This window comes from Streptococcus sp. 2018WUSS126, from assembly GCF_044427425.1.
Taxonomy (GTDB): Bacteria; Bacillota; Bacilli; order Lactobacillales; family Streptococcaceae; genus Streptococcus; species Streptococcus hashimotonensis.
This window is the reverse complement of record NZ_JAOTGB010000004.1, coordinates 23272-47466: the sequence shown is the minus strand read 5'-3', so window position 1 is coordinate 47466 and position 24195 is coordinate 23272. Positions and strand designations below refer to the sequence as shown.

Genomic DNA, 24195 nt, shown 5'->3' with positions numbered 1-24195 from the left:
GGTGAATGATGAAGAAATTTTATTGGAAAGATTATTTAATGGCACTGCCTATTATTATCTTATTTTTAGTTACAACAAAATTTAGTGTTATTAATGCAGAAAGTTATAATTCAATTAACAATAAGGTTGATTTTTCATCGGATGTTATTTACCAAATTATTACCGATAGGTTTTATGATGGTGATTCGACTAATAATCCATCAGGTGAGATTTTTGATACTACAAATCTTAGGAAGTATCATGGAGGAGATTGGCGAGGAATAATAAAGAAGATTCAGGATGGCTATTTAACAGATCTCGGAATTACAGCAATTTGGATATCTTCACCTGTTGAAAATATTACTAGTATAGACCCTACTAGTAATAGTGCTTCATATCATGGTTATTGGGCTAGAGACTTCTTTAATACTAATTCTGCTTTTGGGACACAAGAGGATTTTAAAGAATTGGTATCCATTGCACATGAAAATAATATTAAAATAGTAATTGATTTTGCTCCGAATCATACTTCAACCGCAGAATATTCGGGCTATTCTTTTCCTGAAGATGGGGCTTTATTTAGAAATGGAAATTTAATTGGGACATTCTCAAATGATGTTGATGGTATATTTAATCATGAGTCTTGGACGGACTATAGCACTTATGAAAATGGGATTTATCATAGTTTATATGGATTGGCAGATTTGAATAATATTAATCCAACTATTGATAAATATCTTAAAGATGCTATCGTATCATGGATAGATTATGGAATTGATGGAATTAGAGTTGATGCAGTAAAACATATGTCTCTTGGTTGGCAAAAAAATTGGCTGAGCTATATTTATGAGAAGACGGGGATATTTGTTTTTGGTGAATGGTATACAGGAGGTACTGAGGCCGAAGTAGAAATGACATCATTCGCGAACAATAGTGGTATGAGTTTATTAGATTTTAGATTTGCAAATGCTATTAGAAATCTCTATTCGAGTGATACATTTACAATGCTGGATTTTTATAATGTTTTGCAAGCGACTGAAAATGACTACGAAGAAATAAATGATCAGGTTACCTTTATTGATAATCATGATATGAGTCGCTTTTCAACATTAGTTAATGGAAATCAACTTGCAGTGAATCAAGCTTACGCACTTTTATTAACTTCTCGAGGAGTTCCGACAATCTATTACGGAAGTGAACAATATGATCAAGGAGGAAATGATCCAGAGAATAGGTCTGATATAAGTTCTTTCAATAAAAATAGTAATGCATATAAAGTAATAAGCAAGTTGTCAAACTTGAGAAAACATAATCAAGCTTTGGCATATGGTACGACACAAGAGAGGTGGATAAACTCAGATGTGCTCATTTTTGAGAGGAAATTTGGTTCTACTGTAGCTTTGATTGCAGTTAACAAAGGAAGTAGTAGTTACAAAATAGAAAATTTATATACAAGTTTACCATTAGGAAATTACGAGGATCAATTGAGTGGTCTATTATATTCAGATTCCATATCTGTGGATTCAAATGGTGCAGTAGCTTCATTTGAGCTGAGCAAAGGTGAAGTTGGAGTGTGGGTGTATAGTGATGAAAATAGTGACATATCAATCGGAAACATCGGTCCCTCAATAGGTATTAGTGGAAATGAGGTTAGTATTTCAGGAACAGGATTTGGTAGTGAAGTAGGTCAAGTTTATTTTGAAAATACACTTTCGGATATAGTTGAGTGGTCTGATACGCTTATTAAAGTTAGAATACCAGAAACTCCTGCTGGAATTTATAATGTAAAGGTATTGAATCAGAGTGGAATGGAGACTATTTTTTCAAACTTTGAAATATTAACGGCAACTCAAGTTCCTGTTCGTTTTATCGTAAATAATGCTGAGACATCATATGGAGAGAATGTGTATGTAGTTGGTAATGTCAGTGAGCTTGGTAATTGGAATCCAGAAAAGGCTGTGGGGACATTCTTCAATTCAACTGCAACTATAGCACAATATCCATCATGGTTTTACGATATAAATCTACCAGTTAATACTAGGATAGAATACAAGTTTATTAAAAAAAATCAAAGTGGAGAAGTTACTTGGGAGAGTGGTTCGAACCATGTTTTGAATACATCAACAATTGCAGATACATTTATTCAAAATTGGCAAAAATAGATAGTATATTAGTACGACGATTTTCCAAGTGAAAAAACTTTTAATAAAATACGTAAAACGAAGAATTTTATTCGCATTTGCCAATAAATAAACGAAGGAAGCCTAAGCAAAATAGGCTTCTTTTTTGATAACAGGTTGCAATAAACGATGACAAATCATGACTAGTGTAATTTTAGCTAAATCAGGAAGAATGAAAGGCAGAACAGTCCATCCGATAGAGTCAGTCCAACTGGCACCTGAAACTAGTTTAAATACAAAACAGCCGAGAAGGAAACAGATACTTGTTCCAAGTAGGCAGGCTAGAAAAATTGTGACTGGTGAGGAGTCTGATTTAGTGAGGGCAGAAGTGATGATAGTGTAGAGTAGAAACCCCCATAGAAAGCCCGAGGTCGGTCCTGTGAGTGCAGCAAAGCCACCAGAAAAACCCGAAAAAACAGGTAAACCGATAGCACCAAGAACTAGATATAAGCTGACACTTGTAATTGCCTCCTTGGGTTTGTATAGACAAGCTACTAAGCCGATAGCTAGGGTTTGTAATGTAAATGGTACAGGTCCGATAGACAGACTGATTTGTGAAAGGGTGGAAATTAAGGCTGTTCCAATAGCGATATAAACAAGTGATTTGATAGAAGTTGTTTTCATTTGTTATCCTCTTAAAATTTTATGGTTAACAAAAATTATAGTGAGATTGGATAAGAAAGTCAATGCTCTTTCATCGGCTGTAACAACTCTATAGGTGATTTTTATAACTATAGTAAAAAACAACAAATTATATGCAAAACAACCTATACCTATGCTAGAATAATAAAAAAAGAAAGTGAGAATTTCTATGACAGAATTACTTGATATTTACCGTACTCTTAAATCTAAAACTTGGGTAGACTTGACTCACCAAATCAATGAAAAGAGCCTGCATTTCCCTGCGCTACCAGCTCTCGAAAAGAAAGCCCTATTTACTCATAAGGATGGTTTCTTTGTCGAACAATTTACGGTTGTGGGGCAGTATGGAACCCATATTGATCCTCCGATTCATTTTGTAGAAGGAGCTCGTTATCTTGATGAGATTGATTTGAAAGATTTACTCCTGCCACTCTACGTTATTGATAAATCAGCTGCTGTTATAGAAAATAATGACTACGAGATAACTAAGCAGGATATTTTAGACTTTGAGGCTGAATATGGTCCGATAGCGCCAGAATCTTTTGTTGCCTTTCGTTCGGATTGGTCAAAGCGCTGGCCTAGTCAAGATGCCATTCGTAATCTAGACGAAGATGGAGTTCAACGTACACCAGGATGGAGTCATGAAGCTCTAGAATATTTGATTGAAGAACGTCAGGTGAAAGCAGTTGGTCATGAAACATTGGATACCGATTTAGGAGTATCTGCAGTCAAACACGGAGGAAGTTTACCAGAAGAATACTATCTCCTATCAAAAGATATTTATCAGTTGGAAGTATTGGCAAACTTGGATCAGGTACCACCAACAGGTGCAATGATTTCAATCGCTTTTCCTCATTGGGAGAAGACTTCGGGTTCACCAGTGCGAGCAATTGCTATATTACCATAAGAAAAAGTCCAGACAGTGCTGACCTTCATGTCTGGGCTTTTTCAATTGAGTTAACGCATAGTAACAAATTCTTCAGAACCTGTCGGATGGATGGCGACAACGGCATCAAATTCTTCTTTTGTAGCTCCCATTTTGATAGCAACTGAGAATCCTTGAATCATTTCATCGACACCATAGCCAATGCCGTGCAGTCCAACGACTTTTTCATTTTCTCCCACAGTTACTAATTTAAACTTAGCCATTTGGCGATTGTTTTCTAGCGCAGTGTACATAGAAGTAAAGGCTGAAGTATAGACTTTTACATTGTCCTGACCGTATTGGGTAATCGCTTCGTCCTCAGTTAGACCAACGGTTCCGATAGCGGGGTGAGAAAAGACGACAGTTGGGATGGTTGTGTAATCCATTTTTGCGGTTGGTTTATTGTTAAATAAACGTTCTGCCAAAAGGCGACCTGCCTTGATTGCAACGGGTGTTAATTCTTTTTCACCAGTTACATCACCGAGGGCATAGATGCCTGGTACAGCTGTTTCTTGGTATTCATTGACAGAAATATGTCCTGAAGAAGTAAGTTGAACACTAGTTGCTTCCAGGTTGAGTTTGTCAATATTTGGTTTACGTCCAATTGCCCAAAGGACCTTCTGAGCAATATGGTTACTACCGTCAGCAAAGTTAATCTGGATTTGTCCATCATCAGTTTTTTCAAGACTGACAGGAGTTTTCCCGGTATGGAGTGGAAGGTTGGTACGTTGCATTTCTTCCATCAAGGCATCAACAATGTAGGTATCAAAGCTACGAAGAGGGCGATTTCCACGAACAAAGAGGTCAGTTTGGACACCGAGTCCATGTAGGAGACCGGCCATTTCCACAGCGATATAACCAGCACCAATCACAGCCACAGAAGAAGGTAATTCTTCCCATGCAAAGACATCGTCAGATACAATCCCTAGCTCACTACCAGGAATAGCAGGGACTACCGGTTTGGCGCCAGTTGCGATGACAATGTGTTTTGCACGAATCAGCTCACCATTGACTTCAACCGTTTGATTATCCACAAAACGTGCGAAACCCTGGATAACTTCTACTCCGTTATTGTTAAAAGTATTACCGTAGGATGCGCGTGAACGCTCAATATAGGCTTCGCGATTTTTACGCAAGGTGGCAAAATCAAAGGTCACTTCTTGGCTAGTAAATCCATATTCAGGTCCATAATGCTGAATGGCTTCTGCTACCTGAGAGCCGTACCACATAATTTTTTTGGGTACACAGCCAAGGTTAACACAAGTCCCTCCTAGATAGCTTCCCTCAATAACTGCTGCCTTGGCACTGTACATAGCAGCTCGGTTCATGGTAGCGATGCCTCCGCTCCCACCTCCGATAGCGATAATATCAAACACTTTCATAAATTTCCTCCAATAAAATCATTAACTATATTCATTGTAACGCTTTTTTGTGTGTCAATCAAAAATCCGCTACGTTACCTTACAAAAATGTAAGTGGGAAAATTGCCGAACTTTTTATAAAATAGTTAGGAAAAAACTTGCATTTGTTCTTGTATTTGTGTATTATATAGACAACACAAATAGGTATGTTTTGTAAAGAAAAGGAGTTTGTTATGTTAAAGACGAAGAAAGCAAAAATTGCTTTGTTTGGTGGTCTTGGGGTAGTCGCAGTTGCCTTAGTAGGTGGGGCTTTGATTTTTAGCAATATGCTAACATCACCATCATCTTCAGAAGATGTAGCCATGAGTATGACCTATACTGTTGCTAAAGAAGGCTCAATTGCTTCCTCAACGCTACTTACAGGAACGATTACAGCAGCAGACGAGCAGTATGTTTACTATGATCCTTCTAAGGGAGATTTGAGTGAGGTTTTGGTTGCTCCAGGTGCTAAGGTCGAAGTAGGTACCCCTTTGATTCGCTATGATGCTACAGAATTACAGTCTGCTTTGGATACTGCTGTTCGTGGTCGTGATAAGATTGGTCGCCAAATTGCAGACTTAAGAACCAACGGTCAGACTGTTCAAACAACTGGTGATGCAGAAACAGATGCTGCAGCAACTGCTACTGCACAACGTTCAGTAGATATGCAGTTGGCAGACTTGAATGATTCATACGCAGATGCTCAAGCTGCGGTTGATAAAGCATATACAGCCTTAACAGAAGCGACAGTAACTAGTACCGTTGCTGGTACAGTTGTTGAGGTGAATAAGGCTGTTTCTAAGAATTCTACATCGAGCCAAACAGTTGTACACATTGTAAATCAAGGTAGTTTGCAAGTAACAGGTAGTTTGACAGAATACGATTTGGCTAACATTGCAGTGGATCAAGAGGTCAAGCTGACTAGCAAGGTATATCCCGATAAGACTTGGACAGGGAAAATTACCTATATTTCAAACTATCCATCTAGTGATCAAGCTGGTGCTGCTACAACAGGAACCAGTGGTTCAGGTGCCAAATATCCATTTAAGGCAGCTTTAACTAGTGAATTAGGTGAGTTGAAACAAGGATTTTCTGTAAATATTGAGGTTGTCAATACAAGTAAAAACATTTTAATTCCGGTGTCCGCAGTTGTGCCAGAAGAAGATAAAAACTATGTGTGGACCTTGGTTGATGGGAAAGCTAAGAAAGTAGAAGTTACTCTGGGGAACGCAGATGCTTTGAACCAGGAAGTGACCGCTGGTATAGCAGCAGGAGATAAGGTTATTACCATTCCAACTCCGAATCTCGAAGATGGCAAAGAGGTTGAAGCCAATGAAGAACCAGCTTATTAGACTAACAAGTATCAATAAATCCTACAAAAATGGTGATCAAGAACTCCGAGTTTTAAAGAATATTGATTTAGAGGTGGAAGAGGGAGAATTTCTTGCCATTATGGGGCCCTCTGGTTCAGGGAAATCAACCTTGATGAACATTATTGGGCTTTTGGATCGTTCCAGTTCAGGAAACTATTGGCTGGAAGGTGAAGAAGTCAGTCAACTTTCTGAGAAAAAATTAGCTCAGGTTCGGAATGACCAAATCGGTTTCGTCTTTCAACAATTTTTCCTCTTATCGAAACTTAACGCCCTTCAAAATGTAGAATTACCCTTGATTTATGCTGGAGTTCCATCAAGCAAACGTAAGGAACTAGCGAAACAATATCTTGAAAAAGTTGAGTTGGCAGAGCGGATGACGCATTTACCATCGGAATTGTCTGGTGGTCAAAAACAACGGGTAGCTATTGCTCGTGCACTAGTCAATACCCCAGCTATTATTTTAGCGGATGAACCTACAGGTGCTCTAGATACCAAGACAGGTGAGCAGATTATGCAACTTCTGACGGAGTTGAATAATGAAGGAAAGACCATTATCATGGTTACGCACGAGCCTGAGATTGCTGCCTACGCAAAACGAAAAATAGTTCTACGTGATGGAGTGATCACTGAAGATAGTCGAAGGGAGGGAGTTTAGATGGAAAATTGGAAATTCGCCCTCAAATCTATTATGGCTCATAAAATGAGATCGCTCCTTACTATGTTAGGTATCATCATTGGTGTGGCTGCAGTTGTCATTATTGTTGCCATGGGAACAGGGGTGGCTAAAAGCATAGAAAAGTCTCTAGCTGGTGATCAAAATAATGTTCAGGTTTACTTTACTGCTTTCTCCAGTTCAGGTACAGCTTTCGGTCCGTTTGGCACAGCGTCGACAGAAGAACCAATTTTAGAGGAAGAGCCGGATTTGACGGATTCTACTTTAAAAGGACTGCTAGAGATTGATGGCGTATCAAACTATTACTCCAGCATCAGCAACATAGCTGAAGTCAGATCGGGCAATAAAAAAGCAGAGAATGTCACTATTACTGGTGTTAGCCAGAATTTCTTTGCTGTGAAAGAGTATGAGATTTTAGCTGGTCGTCAGTTTACAGCTAACGACTATAGTCATTTTTCACGTATGATTATGTTAGATACGGCATTAGCAGAGAAGTTATTTGGTTCTATAGAGAACTCTCTCAATCAGACGATTAGTGTTAATAGCAATGCCTATCTAGTAATAGGGGTCTACAAAGATCCGAAAGCAGGGACAGCTATTTATGGAATGAATTCAGGTGGAAATGCCGTCATGACTAATACGCAGCTAGCTGCTGAAACAGGCATGAAAGAAAATTCTCAAATCTTTGTCCATGTTGAAGATGTTACTCGGGCAACAGAAGTTGGTCAGGCTGCTGCAGATTACTTGACTAAAGCGACTGGATTGAAAGAAGCGAGATACGAGATTTATGATATGTCAGCTATGTTGGAGGAGTTTAAATCTCAAATGTCTGGCGTTACATTGTTTATCGGTGCTGTTGCAGGTATCTCCTTGCTAGTTGGTGGTATCGGTGTCATGAATATCATGCTGGTATCAGTAACTGAGCGGACTCGTGAAATCGGTCTTCGAAAAGCGCTTGGAGCAACTAGAGGAAATATCTTGATTCAATTCTTGATAGAAGCGATGGTCTTGACAACTCTTGGTGGAGCAATTGGTCTCGCAATCGCTCAGACAATAGTTTTCTTGCTCAATGTGAGCAAGGCGTTGGGCGAAAGAATAGCTGCTGAAATTTCAATTCCTGTTGTGTTAGGTAGTCTGGCTTTCTCAGCGGTAGTTGGTATTGTATTTGGCGTACTACCTGCCAACAAAGCATCTAAGCTTGATCCAATTGAAGCTTTGCGCTATGAATAATCTATTGAAACGATTAGGTTTTCCTAGTCGTTTTATTTTTTGAGCAAATCAATTGACTTTATCACTAATTAGAGATAAAATAGACGCATCAATTAAGAAATAGTGATTTCAAAGGAGAACACATCATGGTAGAATTAGGTATTTCAACATTTGGCGAAACAACTCCACTAGAAAAAACAGGGGAAACTTACAGCCACGACGAGCGGATTCGCCAGCTAGTCAAAGAAATCGAACTAGCTGATGCGGTGGGTCTTGATGTTTATGGGATTGGGGAGCATCACCGAGAAGATTTTGCGGTTTCTGCACCTGAGATTGTGCTGGCAGCTGGTGCCGTCAATACCAAGCATATCAAACTAACATCAGCAGTTTCAATCCTTTCCTCCATGGACCCTGTAAGGCTCTATCAGCAGTACACCACCATTGATGCTTTGTCAAATGGCAGAGCGGAAATCATGGCGGGTCGTGGTTCCTTTACGGAGTCATTCCCCTTGTTTGGCTATGATCTCCACGACTATGAAGAACTCTTCGATGAAAAGCTAGATATGCTTCTGGAAATCGACAAGGAAACCAATCTCAAGTGGGATGGGCATTTTACCCAGTCAGTCGATAATAAGCCAGTCTATCCACGTCCTGTTCAGGAAGATTTTCCGATATGGGTTGCAACTGGGGGCAATGTAGAGTCCACCATCAAGATTGCTAAGAAAGGCCTGCCAATCGTGTATGCAGTCATTGGTGCAGGTGCCCATCGCTTTAAACCTTTAGTCGATGCTTATCGCAAGGTTGCTCGCAACTCAGGTCATGATCCAAAGAAAACGAAAGTTGCAGCCCATTCTTGGGGTTGGATTGCAGACGACCATGACAAGGCTGTGGAAGAATACTATCATCCAACTAAAGTAATTACGGACAATATTGCCAAAGACCGCCCACATTGGAGCGAGATAACCAAGGCGCAATATCTCTACTCTCTGACAGACGAAGGAGCAACCATCGTCGGAGATCCAAAACGAGTCGCTGAAAAAATTATCAAGACTATTGAAACACTTGACTTGGACCGTTTCTTCCTCCATCTCCCAATCGGCTCAATGCCACATGAAGATGTCCTCCGTGCTATCGAACTCTACGGAAAAGAAGTTGTGCCAATTGTCCGAGATTATTTTGCAAAAAAAGAAGAGAATCAGTCCCAAGACTGATGAGATAGTTGATAGGATGAGTTATACTATAGTTAATCCTAAATATTTTTCATAATCTCCTGAAAATCCTGACCATGTGGTTGGGATTTTTTTGCATGCAAAAACACTCTTGGAATTTCCAAGAGTGTTTTAAGTAACGGTGTTAAACAGTTTGTAATTTTTATTTCATCGTCGGGAGTGAAAAGGTCTAGTAGACCTTTTCAGCCAATCGCCAAGAAACTGGAGAGCGATTGGTACATTCTAGTGAAAACAATCCTAGCAAGCTACTCTTACTTACTTCATAGTCGGAAATAGGAGTACATCCCGAATAGTTGTTGTGTCTGTTAAGAGCATGCAGAGGCGGTCGATACCGATTCCAAGTCCACCTGTTGGTGGCATACCGTATTCGAGGGCTTCGATGTAGTCGTAGTCAACGCCTGTCGCTTCGTCGTCACCGAGTTCTTTAGCTTTGGCTTGGGCTTCGAAGCGTTCTAATTGGTCGATTGGGTCGTTCAATTCTGTAAAGGCATTTCCGTATTCCTTGGTCATGATGAAGAGCTCAAAGCGGTCTGTGAAGCGTGGGTCTTCATCGTTTTTCTTAGCCAGTGGAGATACGGCTACTGGGTGACCATAGACGAAGGTTGGTTGGATAAGAGTTGCTTCAACGTATTCTTCAAAGAAGCTGTTGATGATTTGACCAACTTCTGTATGGTGTTTTTCCACTGGGACCTTGTGCTCAGCTGCAAGGGCTTTTGCTTCCTCGAAGCTCATCTCTTGCCAGAAGTCCACGCCAGTTTGTTCCTTAATAGCGTCAACCATGTGGATACGTTTGAATGGCTCATGGATAGCAATTTCAGTGCCCTGATAAGTCACAGGACCATCGCCGACAACAGCCTTGGCAGTGTGCTGGATAATGCCTTCGGTCAAGTCCATGATGTCTTGGTAGTCTGCATAAGCTTGGTAAACCTCAATGGAAGTGAACTCAGGGTTGTGGGTCGCATCCATACCTTCGTTACGGAAGATACGGCCGATTTCATAAACGCGTTCCATACCGCCGACAATCAGGCGTTTGAGGTGGAGTTCTGTCGCGATGCGAAGGACCATGTCAATGTTTTGGGCATTGTGGTGGGTGATGAATGGACGAGCTGCAGCACCGCCAGCTTCATTGTGAAGGACAGGTGTTTCCACTTCCAAGAAACCAAGTCCGTCAAGGTAACGACGGATTTCTGAGATGATTTTTGAGCGAGTTACAAAGCGGTCAAAGCTTTCACGGTTGGTAATCAAGTCCAAATAACGTTTGCGGTAGCGGGTCTCGATGTCTGTCAAACCGTGGAATTTTTCTGGCAATGGGCGGAGCGCTTTAGACAAGTGAGTCAACTTGCGAGCATGGATAGACAACTCACCAACGTTTGTCTTGAAGACATCTCCCTCGACACCGATAAAGTCACCTAGGTCTGCTTTTTTGAAGATTTCATAGTTTTCTTCGCCAACATCATCCTTACGAACGTAGATTTGAATCTGGCCTTCGCGGTCTTGAATGTGAGCAAAACCTGCCTTACCCTTACCACGCTTGGTCATAATACGACCTGCAATGATTGCTGTTTGCCCTAATTCTTCCAAGTCTTCTTTTGATTTGTCTTCGTACTGGGCCTTCAATTCAGCTGAGTTGGCAGAACGCTCAAAACGTTTTCCAAATGGGTCAATGCCTTGTTCAGCAAGAGCCGTCATTTTCTCACGACGGACAATCTGTTGGTCATTTAATTCTTCAAAATGTTCAGTTGACATAAAAATTTTATTCCTCCAAAGTCTGTTATTTCTATTTTATCATAGAAGAGAGAAAAAATCAGTATAAATTGCTAATAGGATAGGAAAAAACAGCAGAAAATTCTACTGTTTTGCTTTATAGCTGGTATCATTCCAAGCTAATTCTGTAAAGTTTTCGAAATCGCTTGTTTCTAAAATAGTAACCGATGCATTATCCAAACCACCTCGGTGACGCAGTTGGGCTGGTGGAAAACCAAGTAGGCGATGGATAGAAGCGGTTAGAAAAGCACCATGGCTGACGATGAGGACTGTTTCCATGTCTTGCCCTTTCAGCGATTGGACAAAGTCCACCATTCGTTGAGTTACCTGGCGAACGCTCTCAGCTTCAAATAAGTCATTGTTAAAAAGTGCTAGATTATGTTTGAGTGCCCAGGCTTGTTTGGGATAGATGGCACGAAAAATTGCCATCTTGCTTCCTTCCAGCGTTCCAAAATTCCATTCACGTAATTGTTGCGTGGTTAGAACGGTTTGGCAATGGTGATTGGCTTTGGCAATTTCTACGGCAGTGCTATGTGCGCGCTGCAAATCACTAGAATAAATAGCATCAAAGGGGATTTCAGCAAGGTATTTGCCTAGTTTTTCTAAATCCTGATAAGATTCAGGCAAGAGAGCTGAATCTCCAGAATAGCCTTGAAAGCGTCCCTCCAAATTCCATTCGGTCTTACCGTGACGGACAAAGTAGATTTTCAAGTCTAGTCCCTCCCCTCGATCAAATCGGCAAAGTCAGCTTTTACAAAATCAGCTAATACCTGACTGTCAATTCGAATCGACCGACCAATTTCTCCAGCAGAGACAATCAAGTGACCGAGTTCAAGGGCAGATTGATCAATGTAGATTGGGAAATTATGCTTCTGACGAATGCCTACGGGATTGTTGGCACCATGGATGTAGCCAGTTGTCTTTTCCAAGTCCTTTTGCGGAATCATACTCACTTTTTTATTGCCAGAGATCTTGGCTAATTTTTTCTCAGACAGGTGTTCTGTGATTGGGACAATGCCGATAATTGGTCCAGTTTTATCTCCAGTTAATGCCAGTGTTTTGTAAATTTCGTGTTCTTCAATTCCTGGTGGAAGTTGACCTTCGAAGGCATTTAAAACAAGGCTATCATGATTGATCTTAGCCTTGTCCAATATTTGGTCCACCAAGGTTTTCTTTATTTTAACCTTTTTTGCCATTATTTATATTTTTCCTCAAGTTTACTCATCCAAAGCCCTAACCATGCTCCTAGTATAAATAGGACAATAGCAGCAATCCATGTAACAAAGTTCGCTCCAGCATAGGAAATTGACTCTTTATTACTTGCTTGTGGAATCAAAATTAGGAGAGTAGAAGATGAAACGATACCAATAATAAAGTGATAAACACGTGAATGGTATACTTTCAGAGCGTGGTCCATTGCTTTTGAAAATGCAACCATTGCAAGAACACCACCGATTGCGATTGGTAGGAAGGTACCGAATAGATCAAGTGATTTGAAACCATTTAGCATTGGCGTGTAGATACCCAAAATCAATAGTAAGTTTGAAGGGCTGAGTCCAGGAACAAGTACCCCTAAAGCGATCAAGGCACCTGCCAATACAAAACTAGCAAAAGTAGCTGGAAGTGTCCCGACAAGATCGCTCAAATTGTAAAGTAGGAGGCCAGAAATAATGAATGTCCCAATCAACCAAGCCAAATCAATGCTATCTCGTTTGCTCTTTTGAATTGATTCTTTAAGTAGGCTAGGAATCGTTCCCACGATTGCTCCCGCAAAGGCCCACAAAACTGGGACTTGGAAATGTTGCAATAAAAATTCTACAGGGAAAGAGAAAAGTGCGATTCCCAAAATTCCACCAATTCCTACAGGAACAAAATAAAGAAAGTTTTCCTTGAAATCTTTTCGAATATTTGCTAAAAATCCAATTAGTCGCTCATAGATTCCGAGGATAGCAGCGAGTACCCCCCCAGAGACACCAGGTAAGATAAAGCCGAGTGCGATAATCATACCTTTAATAATTCTTGAAATCCAAGAAGCCATAATTTCCTCCAAAATGTATTATAACGTTCCTATTATAGCATAAAGCAAGTAAAAATAATTAAAAAGACTGCCTGTTAGATAAAATCCAGCAGGCAGTTTTGGTTAAAGATTGTAAAAACCTGGTCTTGCTCTATAGAGTAAAATGAGCAGAATAGAGGCAATTGCAGTGGAAGGAAGAATATAGCTGATATTGTAGGTAAAGGAATAGAACCAGACAGGCATACCATCTGGAGCGTAGTCTGCGTAGAAAATAATTCCTGATAAGAAGGTGGCTAACAATCGGATGCTTCCTCCTAGAAAACTAGCCAGAGTAATGATGAGAGTAGCATTTTTAAGATCTTTTTGTTTGGATAGGGTGGGTGCCACTAAACCTGCTAAACCAATTCCGGCGTAAGAAAGTGCGTAGTCAAGAAAAACTTGAAAAACGTTTAGGAAGTAGCCACCGTAGAAAAGTTGAATGGTTCCTACAATACCACCAGTAAGAACTCCCACCCCTAGTCCGTGGCGCAGAGCAAGCAGTAGGATTGGAAGCATGACTAAAGACACAGATCCACCTTGGGGCATTGTAAAGAGCGGGATTTTGTCAAAGACGAGGGCAATGGCAGAAAAGATAGCAACTTCAGCTAGGATGGGTAATTTTGATGTGGGCATAAAAAGACTCCTTTGTAGATGGTCAACAAAGGAGTGTTTATAGCAGAGTATAGTATCATTCTATAAAGCACACAATTCCTACGCTAGTTTTAACTAGATCAGGTTCGAGGATTTCGCAGTTGCGATCTCAGCCGAAGCACTCCTTTGTGTATATGTAATTAGTGAAATTGTATCATTTTATTCGGGTGTTGTAAATAGTTTCTGATAAACTTCATTAGGATTCTTCAGGGTAGTAATAATGTTGAGGTCTAGGTGGTGCTCAAAGCCGTTTACATAACCACGTGAGGTATATTGGTGAAGATCGTAGTTCAAGTCAGTATTTGGAGCGGCATTGTAGTAGCCAGAATCATCACCGTATGTAGGAATCCAAATAGCGTCAAATTTATCCACATTGATGCTGTGGTCTTCCATGAAATAGGTTCCGACGTAAATTCCAATGTTTTTAGCGCCGAGAGTTTCTAACTCTTTTCGAAAAGCCTCCACTCCAGCATTCATATCATCCATGGTATATTCTTCAACGTCTAACCAATAGAAGGTTGGCTTGTACTTATTTGCGGCCTTATAAAAGCTTCGAGCTTCCTCTCGCATGTTCTCAATACTATTTCCCGTGACATAGGCATAGACAGCAACAGGTATATTTCTTGCTTGGAATTCTTTAATATGGGTATCAAAGGATTTATCTAACCCATTTTTATCAGTCGCAGTATTTTCGTTTTTAGTGTGTGATCCACTTTGAATACGTACGATTGCGCCAGAAATGTTTTTGCTAAGGGTATCGTAGTCAATTTCAGACGGTCTCTGCCAAGCCGAAACGTCGATGATAGGTTTCATTTCGAGCGCATTTGCAATGTAATAACTTGAGCTAGAATTTGTTGTTTTAGAACTTGTACTGGTGTTTGATTGTGTGACTGCGGGTTCGTTAGCTACCTCCGTCTTATTTACAGTATTTCCAGTCACCCCAGTGATGAAAATAAGAGCAAAGAAGGATAGGAAAAAACCAACAACAATCATCGGATTTAGTTTCTTTCTCATCTCCTCAATTCTACCGTAAAATCATGAAAAAATCAAAAAAATACGATTCAAGAAATAGTAAAAGATTATCTGAACTTGACATAATAAAGGGAATAGGGTAGGCTAAATTGGTATGCATGACAAAAGTGAAAAAGTAAGACGTGTTAGTCAGCTAGTTGTTCTGTCCTCTTTGACGATTGTTTTAAGGGTGGTTTTTGGGCCATTTCCCAATATAAAGCCTCTCACGGCTATTTTCCTCATTGTTCTGTCCTATTTCAGTTTGCTGGAGAGCTGGATATTGATGATACTAGTGATGGTAGGGAGTGGCTTGCTATTTGGATTTGGCACAGTTGTTTTGTGGCAAGTTCTTAGTTTTGCTTTTATCCAATTTATATGGTGGTTGGCAATCGGTCCTTTTATCAAAAAAGAGAGCATTCCCTTGTGGCTACAGAGTCTTCTGGCGGGGATTCTTGTCTTTTTGTATGGGCTAACGATAAGTTTTTTATCTGCTACACAGTTTGGGACTTCCCCTATCGTCTTCTGGCTTAATGGTTTAGTCTTTGATAGTTTACACGCTGCTTCAACAGTTTTGTTTTATCCAATTATTGATTATATTTTTAGGAGATTTTATAAATGAAAAAAATTAGTATTATGTTGACGGTTGTCTTCTCGCTCTTCTTGGCTGCTTGTACAAACACCACTGAGAAACAGAACAACTCGGCTATCGAAGTCACTTTGCAGATTACAACCAAGGACAAAGAGAATCGTCAGGAAGTCACTGCGGAAGAAGGTGATAGTGTCATGGATGTGCTTAAAGAACATCATGACATTGTAGAAGACAATGGTTTGATAACAGAAATTGATGGTGTTAGCCAAGATGCGAGTACCAATACATACTGGATGTATAAAGTTAATGGCCAAATGGCTGATAAAGGGGCGAAAGACCTTACAGTTGCGAATGGGGATGAAATTGAATTTTATCTTGAAACATTTGAATAGATATGAAAGGCTTCGGCCTTTTTCTTGTCGACAAAAGTCAGTTCTGAATGTTTGCAGAGCAACTTAGAAAGTGATAAGTATTTTTATACAAAGTATGCTATAATAAGAGCTATACTCGAAGAAGGTTGGATAAGCAATGAAGATTGACAAACGCCAGTTGTTGAATTATTCCATACTGATTCCCTATCTCATCTTATCGGTGATTGGGTTGGTCATGGTCTATTCGACAACCAGTGCTACGCAAATTATTAATGGTGGAAATCCATTTAGAACAGTGATTAACCAGGCAGGATTCTGGATTGTCAGCTTGGTAGCAATCTATACGATTTATCGTATGAAATTAAGTTTTTTACGCAAGAAAGCCGTTATCTATTCGGTTATTTTGGTAGAAGTATTTCTGTTAGCTATTTCTAGGTTGTTTCCTCCGATTAACGGGGCTCATGGCTGGATTCCTCTGCCAATCGCAGGAACCTTGCAGCCAGCAGAATATTTGAAATTAATTATCATTTGGTATCTGGCACATGAGTTTGCAAAACAACAGGCGGATATTCGGACTTATGACTATGTATCGTTGATTAAAGGAAGTTGGATTCCGAAAGAGTTTACAGATTGGCGGGTGGTCAGTCTGCTCCTCCTTGGTCTAGTTGCGACACTGCCAGACTTGGGAAATGCGACGATTATTGTGCTGATTATGGTCGTGATGATTAGTGTGAGTGGGATTGCCTATCGCTGGTTTTCAACAGCGGTTTTGGGAATTGTGGCCGCCTCAACAGTTATTCTAGGGACGATTCGTATTTTGGGTGTAGAAACGGTGGAAAAAATTCCACTCTTTGGTTATATTGCTCGTCGTTTCGCGGCCTATTTTGATCCATTTGGTAATGCCACCAACTCAGGTCTTCAATTGACTCATTCTTACTATGCGATGAGTAACGGTGGATGGCTTGGACGTGGCTTGGGAAATTCGATTGAGAAAAAGGGGTATCTACCAGAGGCCCACACCGACTTTGCGTTTTCGATTGTCATTGAAGAACTCGGTTTTGTCGGAGCTAGTTTAATTCTAGCCTTATTGTTCTTTTTGATTATTCGAATTATTATTGTAGGCGTCCGTGCTCGTAGTCCATTTAATGCGATGATGGCACTTGGAATGGCAGGTATGCTTCTGATTCAAACATTTGTCAATATCGGAGGAATTTCAGGAATTATTCCTGCAACGGGGGTAACTTTCCCCTTCTTGTCACAGGGGGGATCGAGTCTTTTGATTATTTCCATCGGGATAGGGTTTGTTCTGAATATTGATGCTAGTGAAAAACGTCGATTAATTGAAGAAGAAATAGAGCGTACGTTAATTTAGAGATAGGAAAGAGGTAGGAGATGGCTATTCAAAAATTAGAAAACTATAACAACAAGGAAGCAATCCGTGAAGAAGTAACGATTCTAACATCTATTTTGGAAGAAGTAGCAGCCCAAATGATGCCTGCAGAGACTTTTGCTAAAATTGTAGAATTATCTCAATTGTCTCGTCAAGATGATTATCAGGCATTGATTGCTATTATCAGTCAGTTGAATAATGATGAACTAGCAGTTATTTCTCGATACTTTGCTGTTTTGCCACTTTTGATTAATATATCAGAAGATGTTGATTTGGCCTATGAAATCAACCATCAAAACAATATTGATCAAGATTATCTTGGTAAGATTTCAACAACAATTGATATGGTTTCCAAACAAGAAAATGCAGCTGAAATCCTTGAAAAGCTGAATGTTGTTCCAGTCTTGACAGCCCATCCTACTCAGGTTCAACGCCAGTCTATGCTTGATTTAACCAAGCATATTCATGAGTTGCTTCGTCGTTATCGCGATGTAAAATTGGGCTTGCTCAATAAAAACAAATGGGAAGATGAGCTCCGTTGTTACATTGAAATTATCATGCAGACGGATATGATTCGTGAGAAGAAGTTGAAGGTAACCAACGAAATCACAAACGTTATGGAGTATTACAATTCTTCCTTTATTAAGGCTGTCACTAAGTTGCAGCGGGAATACAAACGTTTGGCCGCTGAGAAAGGAATCGTCTTAAATAATCCTCGTCCAATTACAATGGGTATGTGGATTGGGGGAGACCGTGATGGAAATCCATTTGTTACTGCAGAGACCTTGAAGCTGTCAGCCTTGACTCAGTGTGAAGTCATTATGAATTATTACGATGAGCAACTCTATAAACTCTATCGGAATTTTTCGCTCTCAACTTCCATTGTAAATGTATCTACAGCGGTTAAGATGCTGGCGGATTTATCTGAAGATAGTTCTGTCTACCGTGAAAATGAGCCTTATCGTCGTGCTTTTCATTATATTCAGATGAAACTTGCAAATACAAGAGATTATCTAGTTCACAATAAGCCGTCAGATGTTCGCTATAGTAATGTAGCCGAGTTTAAAGCTGATTTATTAGCCATCAAACAATCTTTGGTCGAAAATAAATCTATGGCGCTATTGAAAGGTGATTTTACAGAATTGCTTGAAGCGGTTGAAGCGTTTGGTTTCTACCTAGCTAGTATCGATATGCGCCAAGATTCTTCTATTCATGAAGCAAGTGTTGCGGAACTATTGGCTTCTGCCCGTATCGTAGAAGACTACTCCAGTTTATCTGAGGAAGCTAAATGCCATGTTCTTTTGAAACAGTTGGAAACTGATCCACGCATTCTTTCTGCAACGCACATGCCAAAGTCAGAACAATTAGAAAAAGAATTGGCCATCTTTGCTGCTGCGCGTGAATTGAAAGATAAGCTAGGTGAGGAAATCATCAAGCAACATATTATTTCACACTCGGAGAGTGTTTCTGATTTACTGGAATTAGCTGTCCTATTAAAAGAAGTTGGTCTAGTAGATGTCGATAAGGCCCGTGTTCAGATTGTTCCACTTTTTGAGACAATCGAGGACTTAGATAATGCACCTGATACCATGCGTCAATATCTGCAATTAGATTTAGCGAAACGTTGGATTGCAGGCAATAAATACTACCAAGAAATCATGCTTGGCTACTCAGATTCCAACAAGGATGGTGGCTACCTATCCTCCGGCTGGACACTCTACAAAGCACAGAATGAATTGACGCAAATTGGTCAAGACTACGGAGTAAACATCACCTTCTTCCACGGTCGTGGAGGTACTGTTGGTCGTGGTGGTGGTCCTTCCTATGATGCGATTACATCTCAGCCATTTGGTTCCATCAAGGACCGGCTTCGTTTGACAGAACAAGGCGAAGTGATAGGCAATAAATACGGTAACAAAGACGCAGCCTACTATAATTTAGAAATGCTGGTATCTGCAACGCTTGACCGTATGGTCACACAAATGATTACCAATCCAAATGAAATCGATGGCTATCGCGAAACCATGGATGAAATTGTATCAGATAGCTATCGTATTTATAGAGATCTTGTGTTCAATAATCCATATTTTTATGATTATTTCTTTGCCGCTAGTCCAATTCGTGAAGTATCAAGTCTGAACATTGGCTCACGTCCAGCGGCTCGAAAAACCATTACAGAAATCGGTGGTTTGCGTGCGATTCCATGGGTATTCTCCTGGTCACAAAACCGTGTCATGTTGCCAGGTTGGTATGGAGTTGGTTCAAGTTTCAAACGCTTTATTGATAAGCACCCTGATAATTTGTCTAAGTTACAAAAAATGTACGAATCTTGGCCATTCTTCCGTTCACTTCTATCAAACGTGGATATGGTATTGTCTAAATCCAATATGAATATCGCATTTGAATATGCTAAAATGTGTGAAAGCGAAGAGGTACGAAATATCTTCCATGTCATTTTAGATGAATGGCAGTTGACCAAAGAAATCATTTTATCAATCGAGCAAAATGATGAGCTTTTAGCAGAACTACCGTTTCTAAAAGCTAGTCTTGATTATCGCATGCCTTATTTCAATGTGCTCAACTATATTCAGATTGAATTAATTCATCGTCTTCGTCGTGGAGAATTGAGCAAAGAACAAGAGAATCTCATTCATATTACCATCAATGGTGTGGCTACAGGTTTGCGCAACTCAGGTTAATAGGCATAAAACAACTTCTTCGGAGGTTGTTTTTTTCTATTCTAAAAATATATAATAATTATAAGAAAGCGTAACCAAATCACCCTTTATTCGTTTTATCAGTGAAAGGAGGGGATAAGTATCAAACTAGATCAATATGAAAAAGAAATTATTGGTATTGCAGAGGAGATTTCCTACTATTTGCAAAAATCAGGAGCCGGCCCAGCTGACAGTCAGGATATTGCCCAAGATGTTCTAGTCAAATTGCTTGAATCTGATATTGTCCTTCCTTTCGAAAAACTAAGAGCTTGGCTTTACCGTTCTGCAGTTCGGGCTTACATTGACAAATACAGGCGAGACAAGCGCTACCATGAAATTTTACAAAAGGAGTTTTTTACACCTGAAAATTTTTTGGTCTATGACCAAGAAGATTATGAGGAACTCTATCAAGCTGTTGCAGACCTGCCAGAAAAATACCAGCAAGTGATTGACTTATACTACTTCCAAGATATGAGTGTCAAAGAGATTGCGCATATTTTAGGTGCTGGTCAAAGTTGGGTGAAAATCAGCCTTTACCGCGGACGCACGCAGTTAAGGAAAGTACTAGAAGAGAGAGGATATGACTATGAAGACTTTTGAAGAAGTGACAAAAAAGAGTAAGCGGAAAAATTTATGGAAGACAGTTGGACTATCATCGTTCATCGGCTTTATCTTATTGTTGATGGGCATTCAAACTGTAAAAATAATTGTCGGTGCACGAGAAGGTAGTGAGAATTGGAAACAAATTATTTTAATGGAAATCTCTTATCCAAATATAAAACATGACGGTATTAAAATCCAAAGCACGAGTTATGTTTCTGGGAAACTTTACTGCAATTTATATAAGGATCTAGCTGGTGTTCCTATGGCTTTTGGTCAGCACGAAATTTACTATGACCTGTTTGATAGTCATTATGACTTTGCCCAGCATATACCCGGCAATACCTTCAAATATCTATATGATTTCACAACCAATACCAAGGTACCTGTTTTTTACAATAGAAAAAAGTCTGTTTGGAGTGTTCAAGACATTGCCAATGAATTGCATTATCTTAAAGACATGAGTGGGCAGCTAGTAGAAGTGGCTATTTCCTTTGATAAGAAGTACAGTTTGGCAGAAATCAAGCAAATGATTCCCAGCAATCTCAAGCAAAATTGGTATTGGATAGGGACAGAAGGGAAGCAGAATACCCATTACTATCGTCCAGAGCAGCTTTTGGGGTTAGATCCAGAGGATATTCAACTAGTCTTTTCGGATATGCCTGGAGACTATATGACAGGTATGGACTTTATGAAAGAGTTCTTAGAATCGGGAGATCAGGAGCGAGCGCAGTATCTGGACATACCTGTGGATGACTTGCAAGCCTTTGTTGACAAATTTGGCGATACAGACTTTACTAAACAAGAAGAGATTGATCAGTTGGAGTTCGCAGGCATTATCCTAACAGGAAAAGCAGAAGACTTTGCTCAGTTGGAAGGCAAGGACTGGATTTATTCTTCTAGTATTGGCGCGTCCATTCCTATTCAGCCTTATTATCAACTGCATCATTAAGTGAAAATAGTCAATATATTTTCAATACCTATAGCAAGAGGCTTGTCAGGGAGTCGTAGGATGACTGAATGGAGAAAGGTCTGTCGCAGTAGTCTCGTATTTGTGGCACCTTGTAGCTATGGTAACATCAATATTCCTATGGAAGTGAGGTGTTTTTAGTTGAGTAATAGGTTAAAATGGGATGATAAAAAAAGTTATAAGCGAAGCTAATAGCCCTTGCAGAAAATGGATAAAATAAAAAACGATAGAAAATGCTTGCAATTCTGCTACAATTTGATAGAATAGTAAGGTAAAGTTAGACTGTATTGCCTACTGTCTATCTATAAAATATATTTTATTGGAGGCTTTTACCAAAATGGCAAAAGAAAAATACGATCGTAGTAAACCACACGTTAACATTGGTACAATTGGACACGTTGACCACGGTAAAACTACTTTGACAGCAGCTATCACAACTGTATTGGCACGTCGCTTGCCTTCATCAGTTAACCAACCTAAAGACTATGCGTCTATCGATGCTGCTCCAGAAGAGCGCGAGCGCGGTATCACTATCAACACTGCACACGTTGAGTACGAAACTGAAAAACGTCACTATGCTCACATCGACGCTCCAGGACACGCGGACTACGTTAAAAACATGATTACTGGTGCTGCTCAGATGGACGGTGCGATCCTTGTAGTAGCTTCAACTGACGGTCCAATGCCACAAACTCGTGAGCACATCCTTCTTTCACGTCAGGTTGGTGTTAAACACCTTATCGTCTTCATGAACAAAGTTGACTTGGTTGACGATGAAGAATTGCTTGAGTTGGTTGAAATGGAAATCCGTGACCTTCTTTCAGAATACGATTTCCCAGGTGATGATCTTCCAGTTATCCAAGGTTCAGCTCTTAAAGCTCTTGAAGGTGACTCTAAGTACGAAGACATCGTTATGGAATTGATGAACACTGTTGATGAGTACATTCCAGAACCAGAACGCGACACTGACAAACCATTGTTGCTTCCAGTCGAGGACGTATTCTCAATCACTGGTCGTGGTACTGTAGCTTCAGGACGTATCGACCGTGGTACTGTTCGTGTCAACGACGAAATCGAAATCGTTGGTCTTCAAGAAGAAAAATCTAAAGCAGTTGTTACTGGTGTTGAAATGTTCCGTAAACAACTTGACGAAGGTCTTGCCGGCGATAACGTTGGTGTGCTTCTTCGTGGTGTACAACGTGATGAAATCGAACGTGGTCAAGTTATCTCTAAACCAGGTTCTATCAACCCACACACTAAATTCAAAGGTGAAGTTTACATCCTTACTAAAGAAGAAGGTGGACGTCACACTCCATTCTTCGACAACTACCGTCCACAGTTCTACTTCCGTACAACTGACGTAACTGGTTCAATCAAATTGCCAGAAGGTACTGAAATGGTAATGCCTGGTGATAACGTTACTATCGACGTTGAATTGATCCACCCAATCGCCGTTGAACAAGGTACTACTTTCTCTATCCGTGAAGGTGGACGTACTGTTGGTTCAGGTATGGTTACAGAAATCGAAGCTTAATTCGATTGAGTTCCCAGAAATAACAATTATAGTCAGACAACTTAATTGTAACTCTCTACTTTCGGGTAGAGAGTTTTTCTGTAAGTATTCATAAAATGCACAGAAATTCTTTAATCTTAGCTAAGTTTATGCTATAATGTACCTTGTACAATAAATATAGAAGAGGTAAGTGAAATGTCACGTAAACCAATCATTGCCGGTAACTGGAAAATGAACAAAAACCCTCAAGAAGCACAAGCTTTCGTTGAGGCAATTGCAGGAAAATTGCCTGCAGGCGACAAAATTGAAGCAGCTATCGCAGCTCCAGCTGTAGATTTGAACGCTCTCTTATGGTTCGCTAAAGATTCTGAATTGAAAGTTGCTGCTCAAAACTGCTACTTTGAAGATGCTGGTGCCTTCACTGGTGAAACATCTCCAAAAGTATTGGCTGAAATGGGTGTTAACTATGTTGTTATCGGTCACTCAGAGCGTCGTGATTACTTCCACGAAACTGATGAAGATATTAATAAAAAAGCTCATGCAATCTTCCGTAACGGTTTGACTCCAATCATTTGTTGTGGTGAGTCACTTGAAACTTACGAAGCTGGTAAAGCGGTTGAATTTGTAGGTGCACAAGTTTCTGCAGCTTTGAAAGACTTGACTGCTGAGCAAGTAGCATCACTTGTTATTGCTTATGAGCCAATCTGGGCAATCGGTACTGGTAAATCAGCTACTAAAGATGATGCACAAAACATGTGTAAGGCTGTTCGTGACGTTGTTGCTGCTGATTTCGGTCAAGAAGTTGCAGACAAAGTTCGCGTTCAATACGGTGGTTCTGTAAACCCATCAAACGTTGCTGAATACATGGCATGTCCAGACGTTGACGGTGCGCTAGTTGGTGGTGCATCACTTGAAGCAGAAAGCTTCTTGGCTTTGTTGAACTTCTAATAACA

General features: G+C 40.0%; 22 protein-coding genes and 1 riboswitch. Of the genes, 14 read left to right on the top strand and 8 right to left on the bottom strand.

Annotated features, from left to right (window positions below):
• Positions 1-8: 8 nt before the first annotated feature.
• Positions 9-2141 (top strand): alpha-amylase family glycosyl hydrolase, encoded by a 2133-nt coding sequence (locus ODU34_RS02580; RefSeq protein ID WP_044670859.1) that lies wholly within the window; start codon positions 9-11, stop codon positions 2139-2141.
• A 102-nt stretch (positions 2142-2243) separates the two neighbouring features.
• Here the strand turns inward: ODU34_RS02580 and ODU34_RS02575 are convergent, their stop codons facing one another.
• Entirely contained in the window at positions 2244-2783 is a 540-nt protein-coding gene (locus ODU34_RS02575) for a biotin transporter BioY (protein WP_044670857.1), read from the bottom strand.
• A gap of 187 nt (positions 2784-2970) precedes the next feature.
• On the opposite strand from ODU34_RS02575, the gene ODU34_RS02570 reads away from it, so the two are divergent.
• Positions 2971-3708, top strand: coding sequence for a cyclase family protein (locus tag ODU34_RS02570; protein WP_398578359.1), 738 nt, complete (start codon positions 2971-2973; stop codon positions 3706-3708).
• Positions 3709-3758: 50 nt separating this feature from the next.
• Here the strand turns inward: ODU34_RS02570 and gorA are convergent, their stop codons facing one another.
• Entirely contained in the window at positions 3759-5108 is a 1350-nt protein-coding gene (gorA, locus tag ODU34_RS02565) for a glutathione-disulfide reductase (RefSeq protein ID WP_398578358.1), read from the bottom strand.
• 212 nt (positions 5109-5320) lie between these two features.
• Between gorA and ODU34_RS02560 the strand changes: the two genes are divergently transcribed.
• The 4 genes from ODU34_RS02560 (at position 5321) to ODU34_RS02545 (ending at position 9592) form a co-directional block, all read left to right on the top strand.
• The gene (locus tag ODU34_RS02560; protein WP_024402725.1) at positions 5321-6478 is read left to right on the top strand and encodes an efflux RND transporter periplasmic adaptor subunit; all 1158 of its coding nucleotides are present in this window, start codon (positions 5321-5323) and stop codon (positions 6476-6478) included.
• Entirely contained in the window at positions 6459-7154 is a 696-nt protein-coding gene (locus ODU34_RS02555) for an ABC transporter ATP-binding protein (RefSeq protein ID WP_024386665.1), read from the top strand. The genes ODU34_RS02560 and ODU34_RS02555 overlap by 20 nt, the downstream gene beginning before the upstream one ends.
• Positions 7155-8402: an ABC transporter permease gene (locus ODU34_RS02550; RefSeq protein ID WP_105095128.1), complete on the top strand. Its 1248-nt coding sequence runs from the start codon at positions 7155-7157 to the stop codon at positions 8400-8402.
• 125 nt (positions 8403-8527) lie between these two features.
• Positions 8528-9592, top strand: a complete 1065-nt coding sequence (locus ODU34_RS02545) for an LLM class flavin-dependent oxidoreductase (RefSeq protein WP_105095129.1) — start codon at positions 8528-8530, stop codon at positions 9590-9592.
• Positions 9593-9865: 273 nt separating this feature from the next.
• Here the strand turns inward: ODU34_RS02545 and lysS are convergent, their stop codons facing one another.
• The 6 genes from lysS to ODU34_RS02515 all read right to left on the bottom strand — a co-directional run bounded on the left by lysS (position 9866) and on the right by ODU34_RS02515 (position 15095).
• Complete coding sequence (lysS, locus tag ODU34_RS02540; RefSeq protein ID WP_024380363.1) at positions 9866-11356, bottom strand: lysine--tRNA ligase; 1491 nt, start codon at positions 11354-11356, stop codon at positions 9866-9868.
• Between the two features lie 102 nt (positions 11357-11458).
• Positions 11459-12085, bottom strand: a complete 627-nt coding sequence (locus tag ODU34_RS02535; RefSeq protein ID WP_002938482.1) for a histidine phosphatase family protein — start codon at positions 12083-12085, stop codon at positions 11459-11461.
• Between the two features lie 2 nt (positions 12086-12087).
• The gene (locus ODU34_RS02530; RefSeq protein WP_002938479.1) at positions 12088-12570 is read right to left on the bottom strand and encodes an aminoacyl-tRNA deacylase; all 483 of its coding nucleotides are present in this window, start codon (positions 12568-12570) and stop codon (positions 12088-12090) included.
• On the bottom strand, positions 12570-13412 hold the full coding sequence (locus ODU34_RS02525; RefSeq protein WP_029752199.1) for a DUF368 domain-containing protein: 843 nt from the start codon (positions 13410-13412) through the stop codon (positions 12570-12572). The genes ODU34_RS02530 and ODU34_RS02525 overlap by 1 nt, the downstream gene beginning before the upstream one ends.
• A gap of 102 nt (positions 13413-13514) precedes the next feature.
• Positions 13515-14063 (bottom strand): energy-coupled thiamine transporter ThiT, encoded by a 549-nt coding sequence (gene thiT, locus ODU34_RS02520; RefSeq protein ID WP_024382172.1) that lies wholly within the window; start codon positions 14061-14063, stop codon positions 13515-13517.
• 58 nt (positions 14064-14121) lie between these two features.
• Positions 14122-14217: riboswitch (TPP riboswitch) on the bottom strand.
• A 23-nt stretch (positions 14218-14240) separates the two neighbouring features.
• Positions 14241-15095: a glycoside hydrolase family 25 protein gene (locus ODU34_RS02515; RefSeq protein WP_141600516.1), complete on the bottom strand. Its 855-nt coding sequence runs from the start codon at positions 15093-15095 to the stop codon at positions 14241-14243.
• A 112-nt stretch (positions 15096-15207) separates the two neighbouring features.
• Between ODU34_RS02515 and ODU34_RS02510 the strand changes: the two genes are divergently transcribed.
• The 8 genes from ODU34_RS02510 (at position 15208) to tpiA (ending at position 24190) form a co-directional block, all read left to right on the top strand.
• Entirely contained in the window at positions 15208-15711 is a 504-nt protein-coding gene (locus ODU34_RS02510; protein ID WP_044670970.1) for a hypothetical protein, read from the top strand.
• Positions 15708-16073 carry a DUF4430 domain-containing protein gene (locus ODU34_RS02505; protein ID WP_024399550.1) on the top strand — a complete coding sequence of 122 codons (366 nt, stop codon included), beginning with the start codon at positions 15708-15710 and terminating at the stop codon, positions 16071-16073. Before ODU34_RS02510 ends, ODU34_RS02505 begins: the two co-directional genes overlap by 4 nt.
• A gap of 136 nt (positions 16074-16209) precedes the next feature.
• Positions 16210-17424 carry a cell division peptidoglycan polymerase FtsW gene (gene ftsW / locus ODU34_RS02500; RefSeq protein WP_011922075.1) on the top strand — a complete coding sequence of 405 codons (1215 nt, stop codon included), beginning with the start codon at positions 16210-16212 and terminating at the stop codon, positions 17422-17424.
• A 20-nt stretch (positions 17425-17444) separates the two neighbouring features.
• On the top strand, positions 17445-20141 hold the full coding sequence (gene ppc / locus ODU34_RS02495) for a phosphoenolpyruvate carboxylase (RefSeq protein WP_141600517.1): 2697 nt from the start codon (positions 17445-17447) through the stop codon (positions 20139-20141).
• 114 nt (positions 20142-20255) lie between these two features.
• The gene (locus tag ODU34_RS02490) at positions 20256-20759 is read left to right on the top strand and encodes an RNA polymerase sigma factor (protein ID WP_105154264.1); all 504 of its coding nucleotides are present in this window, start codon (positions 20256-20258) and stop codon (positions 20757-20759) included.
• Positions 20740-21711: an anti-sigma factor gene (locus ODU34_RS02485; RefSeq protein ID WP_211839818.1), complete on the top strand. Its 972-nt coding sequence runs from the start codon at positions 20740-20742 to the stop codon at positions 21709-21711. The genes ODU34_RS02490 and ODU34_RS02485 overlap by 20 nt, the downstream gene beginning before the upstream one ends.
• A gap of 355 nt (positions 21712-22066) precedes the next feature.
• On the top strand, positions 22067-23263 hold the full coding sequence (gene tuf / locus ODU34_RS02480; protein WP_012775011.1) for an elongation factor Tu: 1197 nt from the start codon (positions 22067-22069) through the stop codon (positions 23261-23263).
• A gap of 174 nt (positions 23264-23437) precedes the next feature.
• Entirely contained in the window at positions 23438-24190 is a 753-nt protein-coding gene (gene tpiA, locus ODU34_RS02475; protein ID WP_004298713.1) for a triose-phosphate isomerase, read from the top strand.
• Positions 24191-24195 lie beyond the last annotated feature (5 nt).